17 protein-coding genes and 1 tRNA gene are annotated in these 16214 nt (G+C 71.5%); 12 read left to right on the top strand and 6 right to left on the bottom strand.

Annotated elements, in window-relative coordinates; all coding sequences use genetic code 11:
• Positions 1 to 110 precede the first annotated feature (110 nt).
• The gene (locus QE428_RS06705) at positions 111 to 467 is read right to left on the bottom strand and encodes a metalloregulator ArsR/SmtB family transcription factor (protein ID WP_091358989.1); all 357 of its coding nucleotides are present in this window, start codon (positions 465 to 467) and stop codon (positions 111 to 113) included.
• A 19-nt stretch (positions 468 to 486) separates the two neighbouring features.
• Here QE428_RS06705 and QE428_RS06700 point away from each other — a divergent pair, with 19 nt between their 5' ends.
• Genes QE428_RS06700 through QE428_RS06685 form a run of 4 tightly spaced genes read left to right on the top strand, consistent with a single transcriptional unit; the run spans position 487 to position 3477 of the window.
• A complete protein-coding gene (locus QE428_RS06700) occupies positions 487 to 1851 on the top strand; it encodes an FAD-dependent oxidoreductase (protein ID WP_373457702.1) in 1365 nt (454 codons plus the stop codon).
• Positions 1851 to 2369 carry a GNAT family N-acetyltransferase gene (locus tag QE428_RS06695; RefSeq protein ID WP_307467267.1) on the top strand — a complete coding sequence of 173 codons (519 nt, stop codon included), beginning with the start codon at positions 1851 to 1853 and terminating at the stop codon, positions 2367 to 2369. The genes QE428_RS06700 and QE428_RS06695 overlap by 1 nt, the downstream gene beginning before the upstream one ends.
• Positions 2366 to 2767, top strand: coding sequence for an arsenate reductase ArsC (locus QE428_RS06690; protein ID WP_091358983.1), 402 nt, complete (start codon positions 2366 to 2368; stop codon positions 2765 to 2767). Before QE428_RS06695 ends, QE428_RS06690 begins: the two co-directional genes overlap by 4 nt.
• Positions 2764 to 3477, top strand: a complete 714-nt coding sequence (locus QE428_RS06685; protein WP_307467263.1) for an aquaporin — start codon at positions 2764 to 2766, stop codon at positions 3475 to 3477. Before QE428_RS06690 ends, QE428_RS06685 begins: the two co-directional genes overlap by 4 nt.
• Positions 3478 to 3539: 62 nt before the next feature.
• Here the strand turns inward: QE428_RS06685 and QE428_RS06680 are convergent.
• Positions 3540 to 3630: transfer RNA gene (locus QE428_RS06680), tRNA-Ser, on the bottom strand.
• A 145-nt stretch (positions 3631 to 3775) separates the two neighbouring features.
• Here QE428_RS06680 and QE428_RS06675 point away from each other — a divergent pair.
• Genes QE428_RS06675 through radA form a run of 4 tightly spaced genes read left to right on the top strand, consistent with a single transcriptional unit; the run spans position 3776 to position 8406 of the window.
• Positions 3776 to 4546 (top strand): DUF429 domain-containing protein, encoded by a 771-nt coding sequence (locus QE428_RS06675; RefSeq protein WP_307467260.1) that lies wholly within the window; start codon positions 3776 to 3778, stop codon positions 4544 to 4546.
• A 59-nt stretch (positions 4547 to 4605) separates the two neighbouring features.
• A complete protein-coding gene (locus QE428_RS06670; protein WP_307467257.1) occupies positions 4606 to 5985 on the top strand; it encodes an MFS transporter in 1380 nt (459 codons plus the stop codon).
• A gap of 53 nt (positions 5986 to 6038) precedes the next feature.
• A complete protein-coding gene (locus QE428_RS06665) occupies positions 6039 to 6992 on the top strand; it encodes an L-lactate dehydrogenase (protein WP_133398754.1) in 954 nt (317 codons plus the stop codon).
• A 55-nt stretch (positions 6993 to 7047) separates the two neighbouring features.
• Positions 7048 to 8406, top strand: a complete 1359-nt coding sequence (radA, locus tag QE428_RS06660) for a DNA repair protein RadA (RefSeq protein ID WP_307467252.1) — start codon at positions 7048 to 7050, stop codon at positions 8404 to 8406.
• A 6-nt stretch (positions 8407 to 8412) separates the two neighbouring features.
• Here the strand turns inward: radA and QE428_RS06655 are convergent, their stop codons facing one another.
• The 3 genes from QE428_RS06655 to QE428_RS06645 form a co-directional block, all read right to left on the bottom strand.
• Complete coding sequence (locus QE428_RS06655; RefSeq protein ID WP_307467250.1) at positions 8413 to 8814, bottom strand: dehydrogenase; 402 nt, start codon at positions 8812 to 8814, stop codon at positions 8413 to 8415.
• Between the two features lie 291 nt (positions 8815 to 9105).
• Positions 9106 to 9813, bottom strand: a complete 708-nt coding sequence (locus tag QE428_RS06650) for a hypothetical protein (protein WP_307467247.1) — start codon at positions 9811 to 9813, stop codon at positions 9106 to 9108.
• 45 nt (positions 9814 to 9858) lie between these two features.
• Positions 9859 to 10371, bottom strand: coding sequence for an amino-acid N-acetyltransferase (locus QE428_RS06645; protein ID WP_091358863.1), 513 nt, complete (start codon positions 10369 to 10371; stop codon positions 9859 to 9861).
• 86 nt (positions 10372 to 10457) lie between these two features.
• Here QE428_RS06645 and QE428_RS06640 point away from each other — a divergent pair, with 86 nt between their 5' ends.
• The 4 genes from QE428_RS06640 to QE428_RS06625 all read left to right on the top strand — a co-directional run bounded on the left by QE428_RS06640 (position 10458) and on the right by QE428_RS06625 (position 14523).
• Entirely contained in the window at positions 10458 to 12968 is a 2511-nt protein-coding gene (locus QE428_RS06640; protein ID WP_307467243.1) for a circularly permuted type 2 ATP-grasp protein, read from the top strand.
• Entirely contained in the window at positions 12965 to 13846 is an 882-nt protein-coding gene (locus QE428_RS06635) for a transglutaminase family protein (RefSeq protein WP_307467238.1), read from the top strand. Before QE428_RS06640 ends, QE428_RS06635 begins: the two co-directional genes overlap by 4 nt.
• A gap of 9 nt (positions 13847 to 13855) precedes the next feature.
• Positions 13856 to 14155, top strand: a complete 300-nt coding sequence (locus tag QE428_RS06630) for a hypothetical protein (RefSeq protein WP_307467235.1) — start codon at positions 13856 to 13858, stop codon at positions 14153 to 14155.
• A 101-nt stretch (positions 14156 to 14256) separates the two neighbouring features.
• Positions 14257 to 14523, top strand: a complete 267-nt coding sequence (locus QE428_RS06625; protein ID WP_307467233.1) for a hypothetical protein — start codon at positions 14257 to 14259, stop codon at positions 14521 to 14523.
• A gap of 77 nt (positions 14524 to 14600) precedes the next feature.
• Here the strand turns inward: QE428_RS06625 and QE428_RS06620 are convergent, their stop codons facing one another.
• Positions 14601 to 16109, bottom strand: a complete 1509-nt coding sequence (locus tag QE428_RS06620; protein ID WP_307467230.1) for a hypothetical protein — start codon at positions 16107 to 16109, stop codon at positions 14601 to 14603.
• Between the last annotated feature and the right edge of the window lie 105 nt (positions 16110 to 16214).

Below are 16214 nucleotides of genomic sequence, written 5' to 3'. Positions count from 1 at the left end.
GGCGCGTCGCGCGACCATCTGCGACGTCTCGGCGAAGCGAGCCGACGCGAAGTGCGCGTTCGGGGCGGGAATGAGCGCAGTTCGCGTCGGGTCGGCGGCGCGGGCGGGGGTCAGACGGCGAGGAACTCCGCGACCCCCGCGAGCGCCTCGGGCTGCAGCCGGTAGTACGCCCACGTCCCGCGCTTGGAGCGAGAGAGGAAGCCGGCTTCGGTCAGCACCTTGAGGTGATGCGACACGGTCGGTTGCGAGAGGCCGATCGGCTCGATGAGGTCGCAGACGCACGCTTCCTGATCGGCCGACGACGCGACGATCGAGAGGAGTCGCAGGCGGGCCGGATCGGCGAGCGCCTTGAGGGTCGCGGCGAGACGCTCCGCCTCGCTCTGGCTGATCGGCTCCTTCACCAGCGGCGCGCAGCAGACTGCCGCATCGTTCGCCGGACGGTCGATCAGCGGGAGCACGGTCCTCATGTATCGATGCTAATCGATATTGACAGTCATCGATAGAGCGACGCATACTTTCCCTCGACATCCATCGATACCGGAGGACCGGATGACGCTGCTCGACCTCACCCCCCGCACGGCGACCGCGCCTCGGCTCGACGCCCTCCCGGTCGTCGTGATCGGCGCCGGCCCGATCGGACTCGCCGCGGCCGCCAATCTCGTCGAACGCGGGATCGACGTGGTGGTCCTCGAGGCGGGCGAGGAGCCCGCCGCCGCCGTCCGACGGTGGGGCCACATCCGCCTCTTCTCGCCCTGGCGACACCTCGTCGACCCGGCATCCCGCCGCCTGCTCGAGGCTTCGGGGTGGACCGAGCCCGACGCGGATGCCGCACCGACCGGGCGCGAGCTGGTCGATGCCTACGTCGCTCCGCTCGCCGAGCTCAAGCCGCTGCGCTCCCGTATCCGCTACGGGTCTCGGGTCCTCGCCGTCGCGCGCGAGGGCATGGATCGCACCCGCAGCGCCGGCCGCGAGACAACCCCCTTCGTCGTCCGCTACGCCACGGCCGACGGGGTCGTCGAGCTCACGGCCAGGGCCGTCATCGACGCCTCGGGAACGTTCGACTCCCCTAATCCCCTGGGCTCGACGGGCCTCGATCCGCTGGGCGCGCCGGATCTCGGCGACCGGCTCGTCCATCCCCTCCCCGATGTCCTCGGCATCGACCGGGCGCGCTTCGCGGGGCGACACACGACGGTGGTGGGCGCCGGACACTCCGCCGCGAACACGCTTCTCGCTCTCGCAACGCTCGCCGAGTCCGAACCGGGTACCCGCATCACCTGGCTGATCCGCAACGACTCCGCGGTCCGGGTCTCGTCGTCCGCTGACGACGAGCTCGGCGACCGGGCCGCGCTCGGGTCACGGCTGGACACGCTCGTGCACCGCGGCATCGTCGAGAAGATCGACGCGTTCGAGATCGCGACGGTGGAGCGCCGGGCGGGCGGTGTGAGATTGATCGGGATGCGGCGGGGCGCGGCATCCGTCCATGACACCGACCTCGTGGTCGCTGCCACCGGCTTCCGTCCCGACCTGTCGATGCTGCGCGAGATTCGGCTCGGTCTCGACGACATCGTCGAGGCTCCCGTCCGACTCGCTCCGCTCATCGATCCCAACGTGCACTCCTGCGGCACGGTGGAGCCGCACGGGTTCGACGAGCTGCGGCATCCCGAGCATGGCTTCTTCATCGTCGGCATGAAGTCCTATGGTCGCGCGCCGACCTTCCTGCTGGCGACGGGATACGAGCAGGTGCGGTCTGTCGTGGCGTGGATCGACGGCGACATGCGCTCTGCCACCCGAGTGCAGTTGACCCTGCCGGCTACGGGCGTGTGCTCGACGGATGCCGGGGGATGCTGCTGATGGCACGCACCCGGCCGATGACCGCCGCCGACTGGCCCGCCGTCGAGCGCATCCTCGCGGCGGGGATCGCGGGCGGAGAGGCGACCTTCGAGACGTCCACGCCGACCTGGGAAGCGTTCGACGCGGGCAAGGTACCGGACGCGCGCCTGGTCGCCGTCGATGCCGACGACCAGGTCGTGGGGTGGGTGGCGGCATCCCGCGTGTCCGCCCGCGACGTATACCGGGGCGTCATCGAGCACTCCGTCTACGTAGACCCCGCCGATACGGGCCGGGGTGTGGGACGCGCGCTGCTCGACGCCTTCATCGACGCCGCGGAGGCAGCCGGGTACTGGACGATCCAGGCGAGCGTCTTCCCCGAGAACGCGGCGAGCCTCCACCTTCACGCCAGCGCCGGATTCCGCACCGTCGGACGGCGCGAACGCATCGCCCGCTCCACGCTCGGCGCCCACGCCGGGCAGTGGCGCGACACCATCTTCATCGAACGCCGATCCACCCGAAACGGAAGCGACCTCCCATGACCACCACCCCCACCGTCCTCTTCGTCTGCGTCCACAACGCGGGCCGCTCCCAGATGGCTGCCGGCTACCTGCAGCACCTCGCCGGCGACCGCATCCAGGTGCTGTCGGCCGGCTCGGAGCCGAAGGACCGGATCAACCCGGTCGCGATCGACGCCATGGCGGAAGAGGGCATCGACATCACCTCGAACACCCCGAAGCTGCTGACCGTCGATGCGGTCCGCGAGTCGGACGTCGTGATCACGATGGGGTGCGGCGACGCCTGCCCGATCTTCCCCGGCAAGCGTTACGAGGACTGGGAGCTCGATGACCCGGCGGGTCGGGGCATCGACGACGTCCGCCGCATCCGCGACGACATCCGCGGTCGCGTCGAATCGCTTATCACCGACCTGACCCCGTGACGGCGCCGCTGTGGCGCCGCGCCGTCGCCGAAGCGCTCGGCACGGGGCTGCTCGTCGCAGTGATAGTCGGCTCGGGCATCACCGCTGAGCGACTGCCGGCCGATGCCGGGCTCCGCCTGCTCGAGAACTCCATCGCGACCGCGCTCGGTCTCTTCGCCATCATCGTGTTGCTCGCCCCGGTGTCGGGTGCGCACCTGAACCCGGCGGTGACTGCAGCGGATGCCATGCTGCGACGCGTGCGGGTCGGCGAGGCGCTCGCGTACGTGGCCGCACAGCTCGCCGGTGCGGTCTGCGGTGGACTCCTCGCCGGCGCCATGTTCGCACAGCCCGTCGCATTGTCGTCGACCCCGCGTGCCGAGCCGGCGACCTTCCTCGCCGAAGTCGTGGCGACGGCCGGGCTCGTGCTGCTGATCACTGGTCTCGTGCGGACGCGCGCGGCGATCGCGGTGATCGCCGCCGCCGTCGGCGCATACATCGGGGCCGCCTACTGGTTCACCAGCTCGACGTCGTTCGCGAACCCCGCGGTCACCCTCGGCCGGGTGTTCACCGACACGTTCTCCGGCATCGCGCCCGCCTCGGCCGCTGCCTTCGTCCTCGCCCAGTGCCTCGGGGCGGCCGTCGGCACAGTGCTTACCCTGGTGATCTTCCCGCGCGGCGCGTCCTCCGCCTCCCCCGCGAGCCCACGCGACCTGTCGCTCCGGCGCTGCTGAAGCAACCGGTCGGGGCGGCTGTCCAAGAAAAGCGAAAACCCCCGCATCAGCAGGGGTTTTCATGGCGGTGACGGTGGGATTTGAACCCACGGTAGGGGGTTACCCTACACAACTTTTCGAGAGTTGCACCTTCGGCCGCTCGGACACGTCACCGTCGTCCAGCTTACGACACGAGAGCGGATGCCGCGAACCGAGCCTCATCACGGCTCGCCGAGGCGTCGCAGATGGTCACTTCCCGGCCGCGAGGGCGACCATCTGCGACCTCTCGACGAACGGGCGGGCGGGGTAGCGTCGCGGTGTGATCACCACCGGAGTCGACCTCGCGGCGCAGCCGGCGCGCACGGCTGTCGCGGTCGTCGACTGGCAGGGCGGGGGCGCCCGGCTCACGACGCTCCGCCTCGGCAACACGGACGGCGACATCGTCGGGCTCGCGCAGGGCTCAGCGCGAGTCGGCGTCGACTGCGCCTTCGGCTGGCCCGACGACTTCGTCGCCTACGTCGCGGCGAATGCACGGGGCGAAGCACCCGACCCGGACCTGCGCGGCATCGAGGGACGCCGCCGGCTCGCCTACCGCGAGACCGACCGCGCCACCCACCGGATCACGGGACGCCTCCCGCTCAGCGTCTCGACCGATCGCCTGGGAGTCACCGCCATGCGGTGCACCGACCTGCTCGCCGCGTTCGCCGACGCGGGCGACGTCGTCGACCGGTCCGGCGCGACGGGACGACTCGTCGAGGTCTACCCGGCGGCATCCCTCCGTCTCTGGGGCGTCGCCGTGTCCGGATACAAGACGGATGCCGCGGCCCGCCGCGCGGCGACGGCGAACCTCCTCGCCGTAGCCCCCTGGCTCATCGTCTCCCTCGACCAGCGCGCGCTGATGGAAGCATCCGACGACGCGTTCGACGCCGTCGTCGCCGCGCTCATCACCCGCGCACACGCGCTGCGCGCGACGCACCCCATCCCGCCCGCGGCGCTCGACCGCGCCCGCCGGGAAGGCTGGATCGCCCTCCCCGCCGCTCCCCTCGACGAGCTCGACCCGACGCGAACTGTCGCTTCACTCCCGGAATAGCGACAGTTCCCGTCGGCTCGACCTCCCGAACGGCCCTGCCCCGGGCGTAACGTGAGCCTGTGAGCGCTCCGACGACATCCCCCCGGTTCGGGCTGATCGTCGCGATCGCAGCCCTCGCCTCGGCGGTCGCGTTCCTCGACGGCACTGTCGTCAACGTGGCACTCCCCGCCATCCGCGATGAGCTGGGCGGCGGCCTGTCGACGCAGCAGTGGGCGGTGGATGCCTACCTCCTCACCCTGAGCTCTCTCATCCTGTTCGCGGGGTCGGTGAGCGACGCGTTCGGTCGCGTGCTCGTCCTCCGGATCGGGCTGATCGGCTTCGGGATCGCGTCGATCGGCGTCGGTCTCGCACCCGATCCGGTCGTGCTGATCATCGCGCGCGCCCTGCAGGGCGCCGCGGGCGCGTTCCTCGTACCGAGCTCGCTCGCCCTCATCACGTCGCTGCTGAACGGACCGGCGCAGGCCCGGGCGATCGGCCAATGGACCGCGTGGACGACGGCCGCCAACCTCGCCGGCCCCCTCATCGGCGGCCTCTTCGTCGACCTGCTGTCATGGCGGTTCGCGTTCCTCGTCAACATCCTCCCGATCGTCGTGACGTTCGTCCTCCTGTCCCGCCTCGGCCACGTCGACCACCGCCGCGACGACGCGCACATCGACCTCGTGAGCGCGGCCCTGTGCACCCTGGGCCTCGGCGGTATCGTCTTCGCGCTCATCGAACAGCCGAACCTGGGGTGGGCGCATCCGGCGATCTGGATGCCGCTGGCCGCCGGCATCCTTCTGTTCGCGGCGTTCCTGCTGCGTCAGCGCACCGTGCGCTCGCCGATCCTGCCGCTCGGGATCTTCCGCGTCCGGAACTTCTGGACCGGCAACCTGGCCACCTTCTTCATCTACGCGGCACTCTCGCTGAACGGTTTCGTCGTCGGGGTCTACCTGCAGCAGGGCGCGGGGCTGAGCGCGACCTTCGCCGGGCTCGCGAGCCTGCCGACGACCGTCGCGCTGATCGCGCTCAGTTCGGTCGTGGGCGGGTGGGTGAACCGGTTCGGCCCACGCCTGTTCATGACGGTCGGCCCGCTCGTGATGGCGGTCGGCGCGCTGATGCTGCTCGCCGTCCGCGAGGACTTCGACTACTGGACTCAGGTCCTGCCGGGTCTCGTCGTCTTCGGTCTGGGGCTCGGCGTCACCGTGTCCCCCCTGACATCGACGATCCTCGGCGCGATCGGGGGCGAGCGCTCCGGCATCGCGTCGGCGACGAACAACGCCGTCTCGCGGATCGCGGGGCTCGTCGTCATCGCGATCCTCGCGGTCATCATCGGCGGTGCGCTCGACCTCGACGGGTTCCACCGCGCGGCGCTGGTCACGGCCGTCCTCATGGTGCTGGGCGGCGTGGTTTCGTTCCTCGGCATCCGCCGGCCCGCCGCCGCTGACGCCCAGCCCATCTGATTTGCACGGCTGGATCCGGGCATTCGGCATCCGTCCACTGCCACACTGGCGGTATGAGCGTCATCGAGAACTCGAAACTGACCGTCGTCGGCGCGGGCGCCGTCGGATCGAGCGTCGCCTACGCCGCCCTCATTCGCGGATCGGCCCGGCACGTCGCCCTGTACGACATCGCTGCGGAGAAGGTCGAGGCCGAGGTCCTCGACCTCGCCCACGGCGCGCAGTTCACCGGATCGAGCGACATCTCCGGCGGCTCGGACGTCTCGGTCGCCGCGGGTTCCCACGTCGTCGTCATCACCGCGGGGGCCAAGCAGAACCCCGGGCAGACCCGCACCGAGCTCGCCGGGGTGAACGCCGGCATCCTCAAGCGGATGCTGCCCGAGCTTCTCGAGGTCGCCCCGAACGCCGTCTACGTCATCGTCACGAACCCGTGCGACGTGCTCACCGTCATCGGGCAGGAGGTCACCGGGCTCCCGCCCGAGCGGATCTTCGCGTCCGGCACCGTGCTCGACACGTCCCGCCTGCGCTGGAAGCTCGCGCAGCGCGCGGGGGTGTCGACCTCGAGCGTCCACGCCTACATCGTCGGCGAGCACGGCGACACCGAGTTCCCGCACTGGTCGCGCGCGACGATCGGCACCGTCCCGATCCTCGACTGGCAGCCGCTCGACGGGCAGCCGCCCTTCACGGTCGAGGAGCTCGACCGCATCGCCGTCGATGTGCGGGACGCCGCCTACACAGTGATCCGCGGCAAGGGCGCGACGAACTACGCGATCGGCCTGTCGAGCGCCCGCATCGTCGAGGCGATCCTCGGCGACCAGCACGCGGTCATGCCCGTGTCGACCGTGCTGAGCGACTTCCAGGGCGTCGACGGCGTCGCGCTCTCGGTGCCGTCCGTCGTCAGCAGCGCGGGCGCCCGGCCGATCCTCGAGACGTCGTTCTCGGACGACGAGCTGGCGCTCTTCCACCGTTCCGCCGACGCTTTGAAGACGGTCGCCGCCTCGCTGCGCTGAAGCCCGCGGGTCGCACGACGGCGGTGATGTCGGATGCCGCGATTAGCCTGAACGCATGGCTTCACGACGACCCGCCCCGACCGCGGCCTTCCGCTGCACCGAGTGCGGGTGGACGACCGCGAAGTGGGTCGGTCGCTGCGGCGAATGCCAGCAGTGGGGCACGGTCGTCGAAGCCGCCACGCCGACCGGGATCACGGCATCCGTCACCCCGATCGCGCCGACGCGGAGCGCGCGTCGCATCACCGAGATCGACACCCGCGAGACGCCGCGACGCTCGAGCGGAGTCGGCGAGTTCGACCGCGTCCTGGGCGGCGGCATCGTCCCCGGTGCGGCGATCCTGCTCTCGGGCGAGCCGGGGGTCGGCAAGTCGACCCTCCTTCTCGAGGTCGCCGCGCAGAGCGCACGCGCCGGGCGACGCGTCCTCTATGTCAGCGCGGAGGAGTCCCTCAGCCAGGTGCGCCTACGCGCCGAACGGACCGGAGCGCTGCACGACGAGCTCTACCTCGCGAGCGAGACCGACCTGGCCACGACCCTCGGGCACATCGACGACGTGCGGCCCGACCTGCTCATCGTCGACTCGGTGCAGACCGTCTCGTCAGGGCTCATCGACGGGGCGGCGGGGCAGCCGAGTCAGGTGCGGGAGGTGGCATCCACCCTCATCCGCGTCGCGAAGGAACGCGACCTGCCCGTCGTGATCGTCGGGCACGTCACGAAGGACGGTCAGGTCGCGGGACCGCGGATCCTCGAACACCTCGTCGACGTCGTCTGCCACTTCGAAGGCGACCGGCAGACGTCGCTGCGCTTCGTGCGGGCGCTCAAGAATCGGTTCGGGGCGACCGACGAGGTGGGATGCTTCGACATGGCCGGCGACGGCATCGCCGAAGTGCCCGATCCGAGCGCGCTCTTCCTCAGCAACCGTCCCAGCGAGCCCGGCACGTGCGTGACGGTCGCGCTCGAGGGCCGGCGGGCACTGCCCGTCGAGGTGCAGGCGCTCACCCTCCACACCTCGGCGCCGAATCCGCGACGGATCGTGAGCGGTGTCGACGGCGCCCGTGTCGCGATGGTGCTGGCCGTGCTCGAGAAGCGCGCCGGCATCAAGCTGTCGGACCAGGACGTCTACGTCTCGACGGTCGGCGGGGTGCGGCTCACCGAGCCGGCCGCAGACCTCGCCATCGCCCTCGCGATCGCGAGTGCGGCGGCCGAACGGCCGAACCCCGCGAAGCTCGCGGCCATCGGCGAACTGAGCCTGTCGGGCGAGATCCGCCGGGTCACCCAGCACGATCAGCGGCGGTCCGAGGCGGCGCGACTGGGATACAAGGCCGTCATCGACGCTGGCGCCGGCACCCTGCGGGACGCGCTCGCCCAGCGATCGCGCCACCACGCTCCCCGCCCGGACGATCAGCCCGACTTCTGAGGAGGGTCAGGCGTCGAGCGCCGCGATGAGGTCCGCCGACGCCGCCTGCATGGGGTGCGGGCCGGCGATGTCGAAGAACACCGTCGTGATCTCCTCACCATAGGTGCCGAGGAAGGCGCGCAGCCAGGCGGGAGACTGCAGTCCGACACCCGGCGGAAGCGTCGCGGGCTTGTTGGCCGCGTCGCTGAACAGCAACAGGGCGACGTCGCCGGTGGCGGGGTCGCGGTACGTCCACACCTCGCCCGAGTCCCGGGGGTCGTCCCGCGCACCCGGACGCAGGAGCGGCACGACCGTCGGACCGTGCCGCAGAGCGAACGCCAGGGCAGCCATGTCCTGGGTCTGAAGAGCATCGGCGAGAGCCGTGTTCCGGAACTCCAGCGGCTTCTTCTCGCGCTTCTTTCCAGCCATCCCCTCAGCCTAAGTGGATGCCGCAGATCGCCGCGCCGGGCACCCGAACGTAAGGGGGCCCCCTCGAACTCCCCATTGGGGACTGGAGAAGTCGAGAGGGCCCATCGCTCACCGGCAACCGGGGGATCCGAAATCCTGCCTCTGGGGGGAGCAGGACTCCGTTGCTGGGGACAACGGAGGGGTGCCGCCGGGAGCTGACCCCAAGGGTACGCGTCGAGGGTTGCCGCGGAACACCCCGTATGGGCGATCGCAGATGAGAATGTTCTCAGAGAACCCGGTGCGCGAGGTGAGTCACCGGAGCGTGAACGACGCCGGCTCCGCCGAGCCGATTCCGCCGATGCTCACCGAGAGGTTGTACCAGCCGGGCAGCGCCTTCTGCCGGTCGCCGTCGCACGTGTCGACCGAGGACCGGGTGCGATCCCAGACGATCGGGCTCGCGCTCGCGACCGTTTTCCCGGCATCCAGCTGGACGACCTGATCGCTCGGCTCCGTCTGGCAGTCGGTGGAACGCCACCACGTGTCCGACCCGCTCGTGATCTCGAACGCCTGCGCGGCCGTTCCGACGTTGATGAGGCAGGGCTGGTCCGTGTCGTTGACGAGCGTGATCGAGAGCTTGGGCAACTCGCCCGTCCCGTAGGAGCCCTTGTCGACGCCGGCGGTCACCGTCACGTCGCCCGTCGTGCACGCCGGCACGTCGGTCGGCGTCGCGTCGCTGTCGCCGGATCCTTCAGCGTCGCCGTCGGCGGAGCTCGTGACCTGGGGACTCGGCGTGCCCGAGGGCGTCGGCGGAACGGAGCCGTCGGGAGTCGGTGCGGGACTGGCGGATGCCGGGGCGTCCCCGGAGGGTGAGGACGCGGCATCCGTCATCGCACGCCACGGCTGCCACACGACGAGCGCGACGATGCCCCCGACGATGAGGACCGCGAGCAGCAGCACGGCCAGCCGGCGACGGCGGTACACGGCCGGGGTCGGCCGGCGGCGGGGGGTGTGGCTGCTCACGCGTCCAGGGTATGCGCGGGGTTCGCGGACGCCCGCCCGGCGCGCCTACAACTGCTTGAGCATGCGGGTGTTGCCCAGGGTGTTGGGCTTCACGTGCGCCAGGTCCAGGAACTCCGCGACGCCCTCATCGGGGCTGCGGAGGAGCTGGGAGTAGACGTCGGGGGCGACGACCTGCTCGCCGATCTCCGAGAACCCGCGGCGGGAGAAGAACGGGACCTCGAAGGTGAGGCAGAACAGCCGACTGAGCCCGAGCGCGCGGGCGTTGTCTTCGAGGAGGTCGACGACGGCGCCGCCCACTCCCCGGTGCAGCCAGTCGTCGGCGACGATGAGGGTGCGGATCTCACCGAGGTCCTCCCACATCACGTGGAGGGCACCGCACCCGACGAGCCGGTCACCTGCTTCGGCGACGACGAACTCCTGCACGGTCTCGTACAGGGTGACGCGCTCTTTGCCGAGGAGGATGCGCCGCTGCACCCACGGCTCCAGGAGCTGCTGGATGCGGGGGACGTCGGAGGTCCGCGCGGGGCGCACGGTGTAGGTCTCGTCCGGTCCCGTCATGCGTCCCACTGTATTCGCCCCGCACCGCTTCGACGCGCGGAGCGAGGGGGCCCGTGGGCCCTACGCTGGACGCAGGGAGGGACCTCGTGAGTGTGCTCCGAGACTACGCCGCGGCCGTGTCGCAGCCGACGCTGCCGTTCGCGTCGGCGACGCCGCGCTACGACGAGGTCGTCGACGCCGACGGTGCGCTGCGTCCCGCCTGGCAGGGGCTCGCCTCGCTCGCCCTCGGGCTGACCCGCGACGAGCTGGACCGCGTCGACGGGGAGATCTCGCGGTTCCTCGCCGACGACGGCGTCTCGTACGCGCGCGCCGGCGACGACTTGCAGCCGTGGCAACTCGATCCGATGCCGTTCGTCCTGGATGCCGCGGGATGGGCGCGTCTCGACGTCGGTCTGGCCCAACGCGCCGAACTCCTGAACGCGCTCCTGGCGGACCTCTACGGACCGCAGGTGGTGATCCGCGAGCGCATCGTCCCCGCAGCGGTCATCCTCGGCCATGCCGGATTCGTGCGCGCGATGGCTCGACGAGACGGGGAGAGCCTGCCGCCCGAACTGCTGCTGTCGGCCACCGACCTGGGTCGGGATGCGGCGGGCGAGTGGCGCGTGCTCGCCGACCGCGTGCAGGCCCCGTCGGGGCTGGGCTACGCGGCCGAGAACCGACGCGTCATCTCGCAGGTGCTGCCCGACCTCCTCGATGAGGGCGCCCTGCACCGCATGGACCCCTACTTCGCGGCCCTCCGCGCGGCGCTCATCGCCGCCGCTCCCGACGAGACGACCAGCCCGCGGATCGTCGTCCTCTCCCCCGGGCCGCTGTCCGAGACGGCGTTCGATCAGGCGTTCATCGCCAACGCGCTCGGCTTCCCCCTCGTGCAGGGCAGCGACCTCGTCGTGCGCGACGGCGCGGTGTGGATGAAACCCTCCGGCTGGCCGCAGCGCGCGCCCCGGGAACGCGTCGACGTGATCCTCCGCCGAGTGGATGCCGAGTGGTGCGACCCCCTTGAACTCCGCTCCGGGTCGCGCCTCGGCATCGCGGGCCTCGCCGAAGCCGTCCGTCGCGGACGTGTGCGGGTCGTCAACGGACTCGGCGCGGGTGTGCTCGAGAATCCTGCCCTGCTCCCCTACCTCTCGGCCGTCTGCGAGCGCCTCCTCGGCGAGCAGCTGCGCCTCCCCTCGGTGCCCGCCTGGTGGCTGGGTGACGCCGACGCGCGCGCCGAGGTCCTTCCGCGGCTCACCGCCGGCGATCCGACGCTCGCAGTCGGCCTCATCGACGATCCGCGCCGCCGCCTCGCTCCCGCAGACCCGGCGGTCCTTGCGCGCCTCGACCGCGAGCCGCACCGCTTCGCCGCCGTCGAGCAGCTGCCCCTCTCGCAGGTTCCGGTGTGGGATGCCGGGGGCGCGGCATCCGCTCTGCCGGTCACCCTGCGGGGATTCGCGATCCGCTTCGGGTCGACCTATCGGCCGCTCGTCGGCGGTCTCGCCACCGTCCGCACCGCGCCCGACGCGGCCCCGCGCACGAAGGATGTGTGGGTGCTGAAGTCGGACGAGGCGGAGCCCGACCAGGGGATCGCGGACGTCGCATCTCTTCCGTCGACCCGCAGCGACCCGACGCTCGCACCGCGCGCACTGTCTGATCTCTACTGGACGGGCCGGTACGCCGAGCGCGCCGAGGATCTGCTGCGTCTCGTGATCGCCACGCAGGCCGCGCTCGACCAGCCCGGTGCGCACAGCGCCGCACGCGCGAGCGACAGCGTGCGGGTCCTGCTCGCGGCGCTGCACACGCTCGCCGGCACGCGGGCGATCGACCCCGAGGCGGAGTTCCGGTCGCTGCTGCTGGATGCCGCCCGTCCCGGCTCGGCGGCGCACTCGATCGCGCGGCTGCGCGATGCGATGGAAGGTGTCCGCGACCAGCTCTCGGGCGACACGTGGCGCGTGTTCTCGAACATCGAACGCGCGGTGCGAGCGCTGCGCACCTCGTCGCACGCGCACCGGACGGCCGAGTCGGCCGGGCGCATGCTCGCCTCGATGCTGTCGTTGTACGGCGTGACGGCGAACATGATCCGCGACCCCGGCTGGCACATGATGGAGGCGGGTCGCTACCTCGAGCGCGGCCTGCAGCTGACCACTCTGTTGTCGTCTGCGCTGTCGGTCAGCCGCAGCCCGCGCACCGACCGCGAAGTGCTGGAGTCGCTGCTGCTGTCGGCTGAGAGCGTCGTGACGCACCGCCGCCGGTACCGCGGAGCGATGCGCGCCGCGGACGTCGCGGAGCTGCTGCTGCTCGACCGTGGCAACCCGCGTTCGCTCGCCTTCTCACTGCAGACGCTGCGCGAGCACCTCGGCGCGATGCCCGCCTCGACGGGTTCCTCGCGGGCCGAGCGTCTGCTCGACCAACTCGAGACCGAGCTCGGCGAGGTGGAGGTGCTCGAGATGACCGCCGTCGTCGGCGGTCGCCGCGAGCGGCTCGTCGACGGTCTCGAGGGGGTGCGCAGCCAGCTCGAGCAGCTCTCCGACGCGATCGGCGACCTGCACTTCGAGGTAGGACCTCCGCCCGTGTCGATGACCGAGCTGTCGCTGGTCGAGCTGATGGGTGCGCGCGCATGACCCGCTATCGCGTCTGGCACCGCACGGCCTACACCTACAGCGACGCCGTGCAGGACAGCATCGGGCAGTTCCACCTGCGCCCGCGCGAGCTGCCGTGGCAACGGATCGCCGACTCCGCGGTGACGGTGGAGCCGCTCCCCGGAGACGTGTCGCCCCGCACCGACTGGTTCGGCAACTCGTCGACCTACTTCCACGTGACCGACCCGCACGAGGCGCTGACGATCGAAGCCTCGAGCGAGGTGACGGTCGCGGTGCCCGACTACGACGCCGAGGCGCTCGCGCAGCCGTGGGAGCTCGCACGGCCGCTGCAGCATCCCGAACTCCCCGGTGCCGTCGAGGCCACCGAGTACGCGCTCGAATCGGCTCGGGTCGCGCACGACGAGGCGGCCGTCGCCTACGGCGCCGAGTCGTTGACGCCGGGGCGGCCGATCGGCGAGGCCGCGACGGATCTGATGCAGCGGATCTTTCGCGACTTCGACTACGACAAGACCGCGACGACGGTGACGAGCACGGTGGGCGATGCCATGTCGAAGCGGGCGGGCGTCTGCCAGGACTTCGCGCACGTCGCCCTCGCCTGCCTGCGCGGGCACGGCATCGCCGCCCGCTACGTCTCGGGATACCTCGCGACGCAGCCGCCGCCCGGCAAGGAGCGCATCTTCGGCGCCGATGCCTCGCACGCGTGGCTCGCGGTGTGGCTGCCGGGCACCGACCAGTGGCTCGCGATCGACCCGACGAACAACCAGTGGGCGAACGATCGGTACGTGACCGTCGCGTGGGGGCGGGACTATGGCGACGTCGCACCGGTGACGGGCATCATCTTCACCGAGGCGAAGACCTCGACCCTGCGCGTGCAGGTGGATGTCGCTCCGCTCGACTAGGTTTCGGGCATGGACCACCCCGAACTGCGAGCCGCACGGGTCGGCGCGTTCGCCGCGGCATCCGCCCTGATCGATGCGGTTCGCGCCGCGGACGCCGCGATCGTCGAAGCCCTCGCGAACGGCGCGACCGTGGACGAGGTCGCAGCCGAGATGGATCTGACCTACGAGGTCGCCGAGCGGGTCGCCGCCGGAGAGGTGTCATTCTCGAGCGTCCTGCTCGCCGGGCTGGCGGAGGGCTGGGTGCCCCCGTCCGTCGACGAGAGGGTGCGGCGCGCGACTGCGTTCGCGAACCGTTCGCGGATGCAATAGTTCGGCCGCGACACGCCGCCGTCAGGCGAGCGGATGCCGCGTGTCGCCCGGCATCCATTGCATCCGCCGACAGTGGCACGGTCGTGCCCTAGCCTGCAGTCATGGGGAGCGGACGCCGCCGGCTCGTGGTCTGGATCGTGGTGATGGGAGTGGCCGCGTCGGCTCTGAGCATCGCGCTCGCGGCATCGGCGGTGACCGCGACGGTTCTCGTCGATCGGGTGCCCGGAGCCGACGCGGGCATCGCGTCCTCCGCCGCGCTGGACGCCGCCTACGCCATCATGGCGTGGACCTTCCCGGCCCTCCTCGCCGTCGTGCTCATCGGCGTCGCCGTGCCCGTGATCGCGCACCGCCGCACGCGGATGCGATAGATCGGCCGCGACACGCCGCCGCCAGGCGAGCGGATGCCGCGTGTCGCCCGGCATCTATTGCATCCGCTGACGCGCGGTCAGTTCCGCGGTTCACCCAGCGGCAGCACGCGCGAGCCGAAGTCGAGGATCGTGTAGCGGCCGCAGGCCACCCGGTCCGGGGTCTCCGCGCCGACGGGGAGCACGAACGGGACGGAGGCGGCATCCTGCACCAGGAAGGTGACCGGCCCGCGACGCTCCGCACGGTTGACGAGCCAGTCGTAGGGGCGCAGCGTGTTGTCGACCTGGATGAGCTGCGATGGGTCGGCGAGCGCCAGCTTCGGGGCGCGGACGGTCCAGAACTGCCCGGCCCCGGTCCGACCGGACTGCTCCACCCATCGGGTCACGCACGCGAGGTCGACGTCGTGCCGGCCGGCGGCTGCCACCGTGACCGGCACGGTGGCGACCCCTCCGACGGCGAGCGCGCCCACCAGCGCCCCGCTCACCGCGCGCGGCACCGAGACGGCGGGCGGGGCGACGGCGAGCACGAGGATCGGCAGAAACACCCACGGCTGCAGGTACCGGTCGGCATCCGTCCCGGCGACGATCACCAGAGCCGTCGCCGCGATCGGCGCCGCCGCGGCGATCCCGCAGACCGCGGCCACGACGGCATCGCGCCGGCGCCACGCCCGCAGCCCGATGACGACGCATGCGACGACGAGTGCGAGGACGGCCGCGAACCAGAGCGCGCCGTTCCACCGCGACATCGTCGCTCCGCTCACCTCGGCGAGGTGGGCGATCGCTCCGCCGGCTCGATCCGGGCGCAGGTAGTTGCCCCCGGCTGCGACGATGGTGCCCGCGAACGGAGCGCGCAGCAGGTACCCGACGGCCGCCGCACCGGTGATCGAAAGGAGCAGGACGAACGCGAGACGCGGGTCGATCCGACGCCGCACGACAAGGATGCCAATCGCCCCGACGGCCGGCAGGACGCACCACACGACGAACAGCGGGTTCGTGAGCGTCGAGACGGCCACGACCAGTACGGTCACCGGCGCGGTCCGCACCGGCGGCGTCCCGTCGAGCGTGCGCCGGAGCAGGCCCACGACGACCAGGGTGCCCACGACGGTCGCTGAGTAGTAGGTCGTCGTCGCGGTCAGAAGCGCGAGGTGGAACCCCGGCATCCCGTCGGGCACTTCGAGGACGATCAGCGCGACGAACGCCGCGAACGCGAGGACACTCCCCGCCACAGGGCGTGCGCCGGGTCGGAAGCGCCCGGCCACCAGCCGGATGCCGCCGTACACGGCGAGGAGGTTGACGACGGCGTTGAGCGTGAGCGTGCCGACCGTGCCGAGCCCGAGGAAGGACAGCGCGCCGTAGACCGCGGTCTCGGGCAGGAAGAGCACGGGCGACAGTGACCACTCCTGCGGTTCGCCGCGCCGCACCGAATCGGCCATGAGCGCGACGACGACCGAGTCTCCGTCGCGGTAGAGCAGCCATGAGCTCGTCGAGGCGACGACGGCCACGGCGAGGAGCGCGAGAGCGAGTGCCGCACCCCACCCGGCCGCCTCGGCGCCAGCCCGCTGCATCACCGCAGGCCGCTGCATCACCATCGGCCGCATCATCACCGCTCAGCACACCAGATTCCCCGTGGCGGCACCAGTCGGCGCGTGACGCATGCACGACCGGCGGTACCGGTGTGACTCGGCGCGAACCCG

It is taken from the genome of Microbacterium sp. SORGH_AS_0505 (assembly GCF_030818715.1).
Classification (GTDB): domain Bacteria; phylum Actinomycetota; class Actinomycetes; order Actinomycetales; family Microbacteriaceae; genus Microbacterium.
The sequence above is the reverse complement of the archived record's forward strand: the minus strand, read 5'-3'. Positions and strand labels throughout refer to the sequence as shown.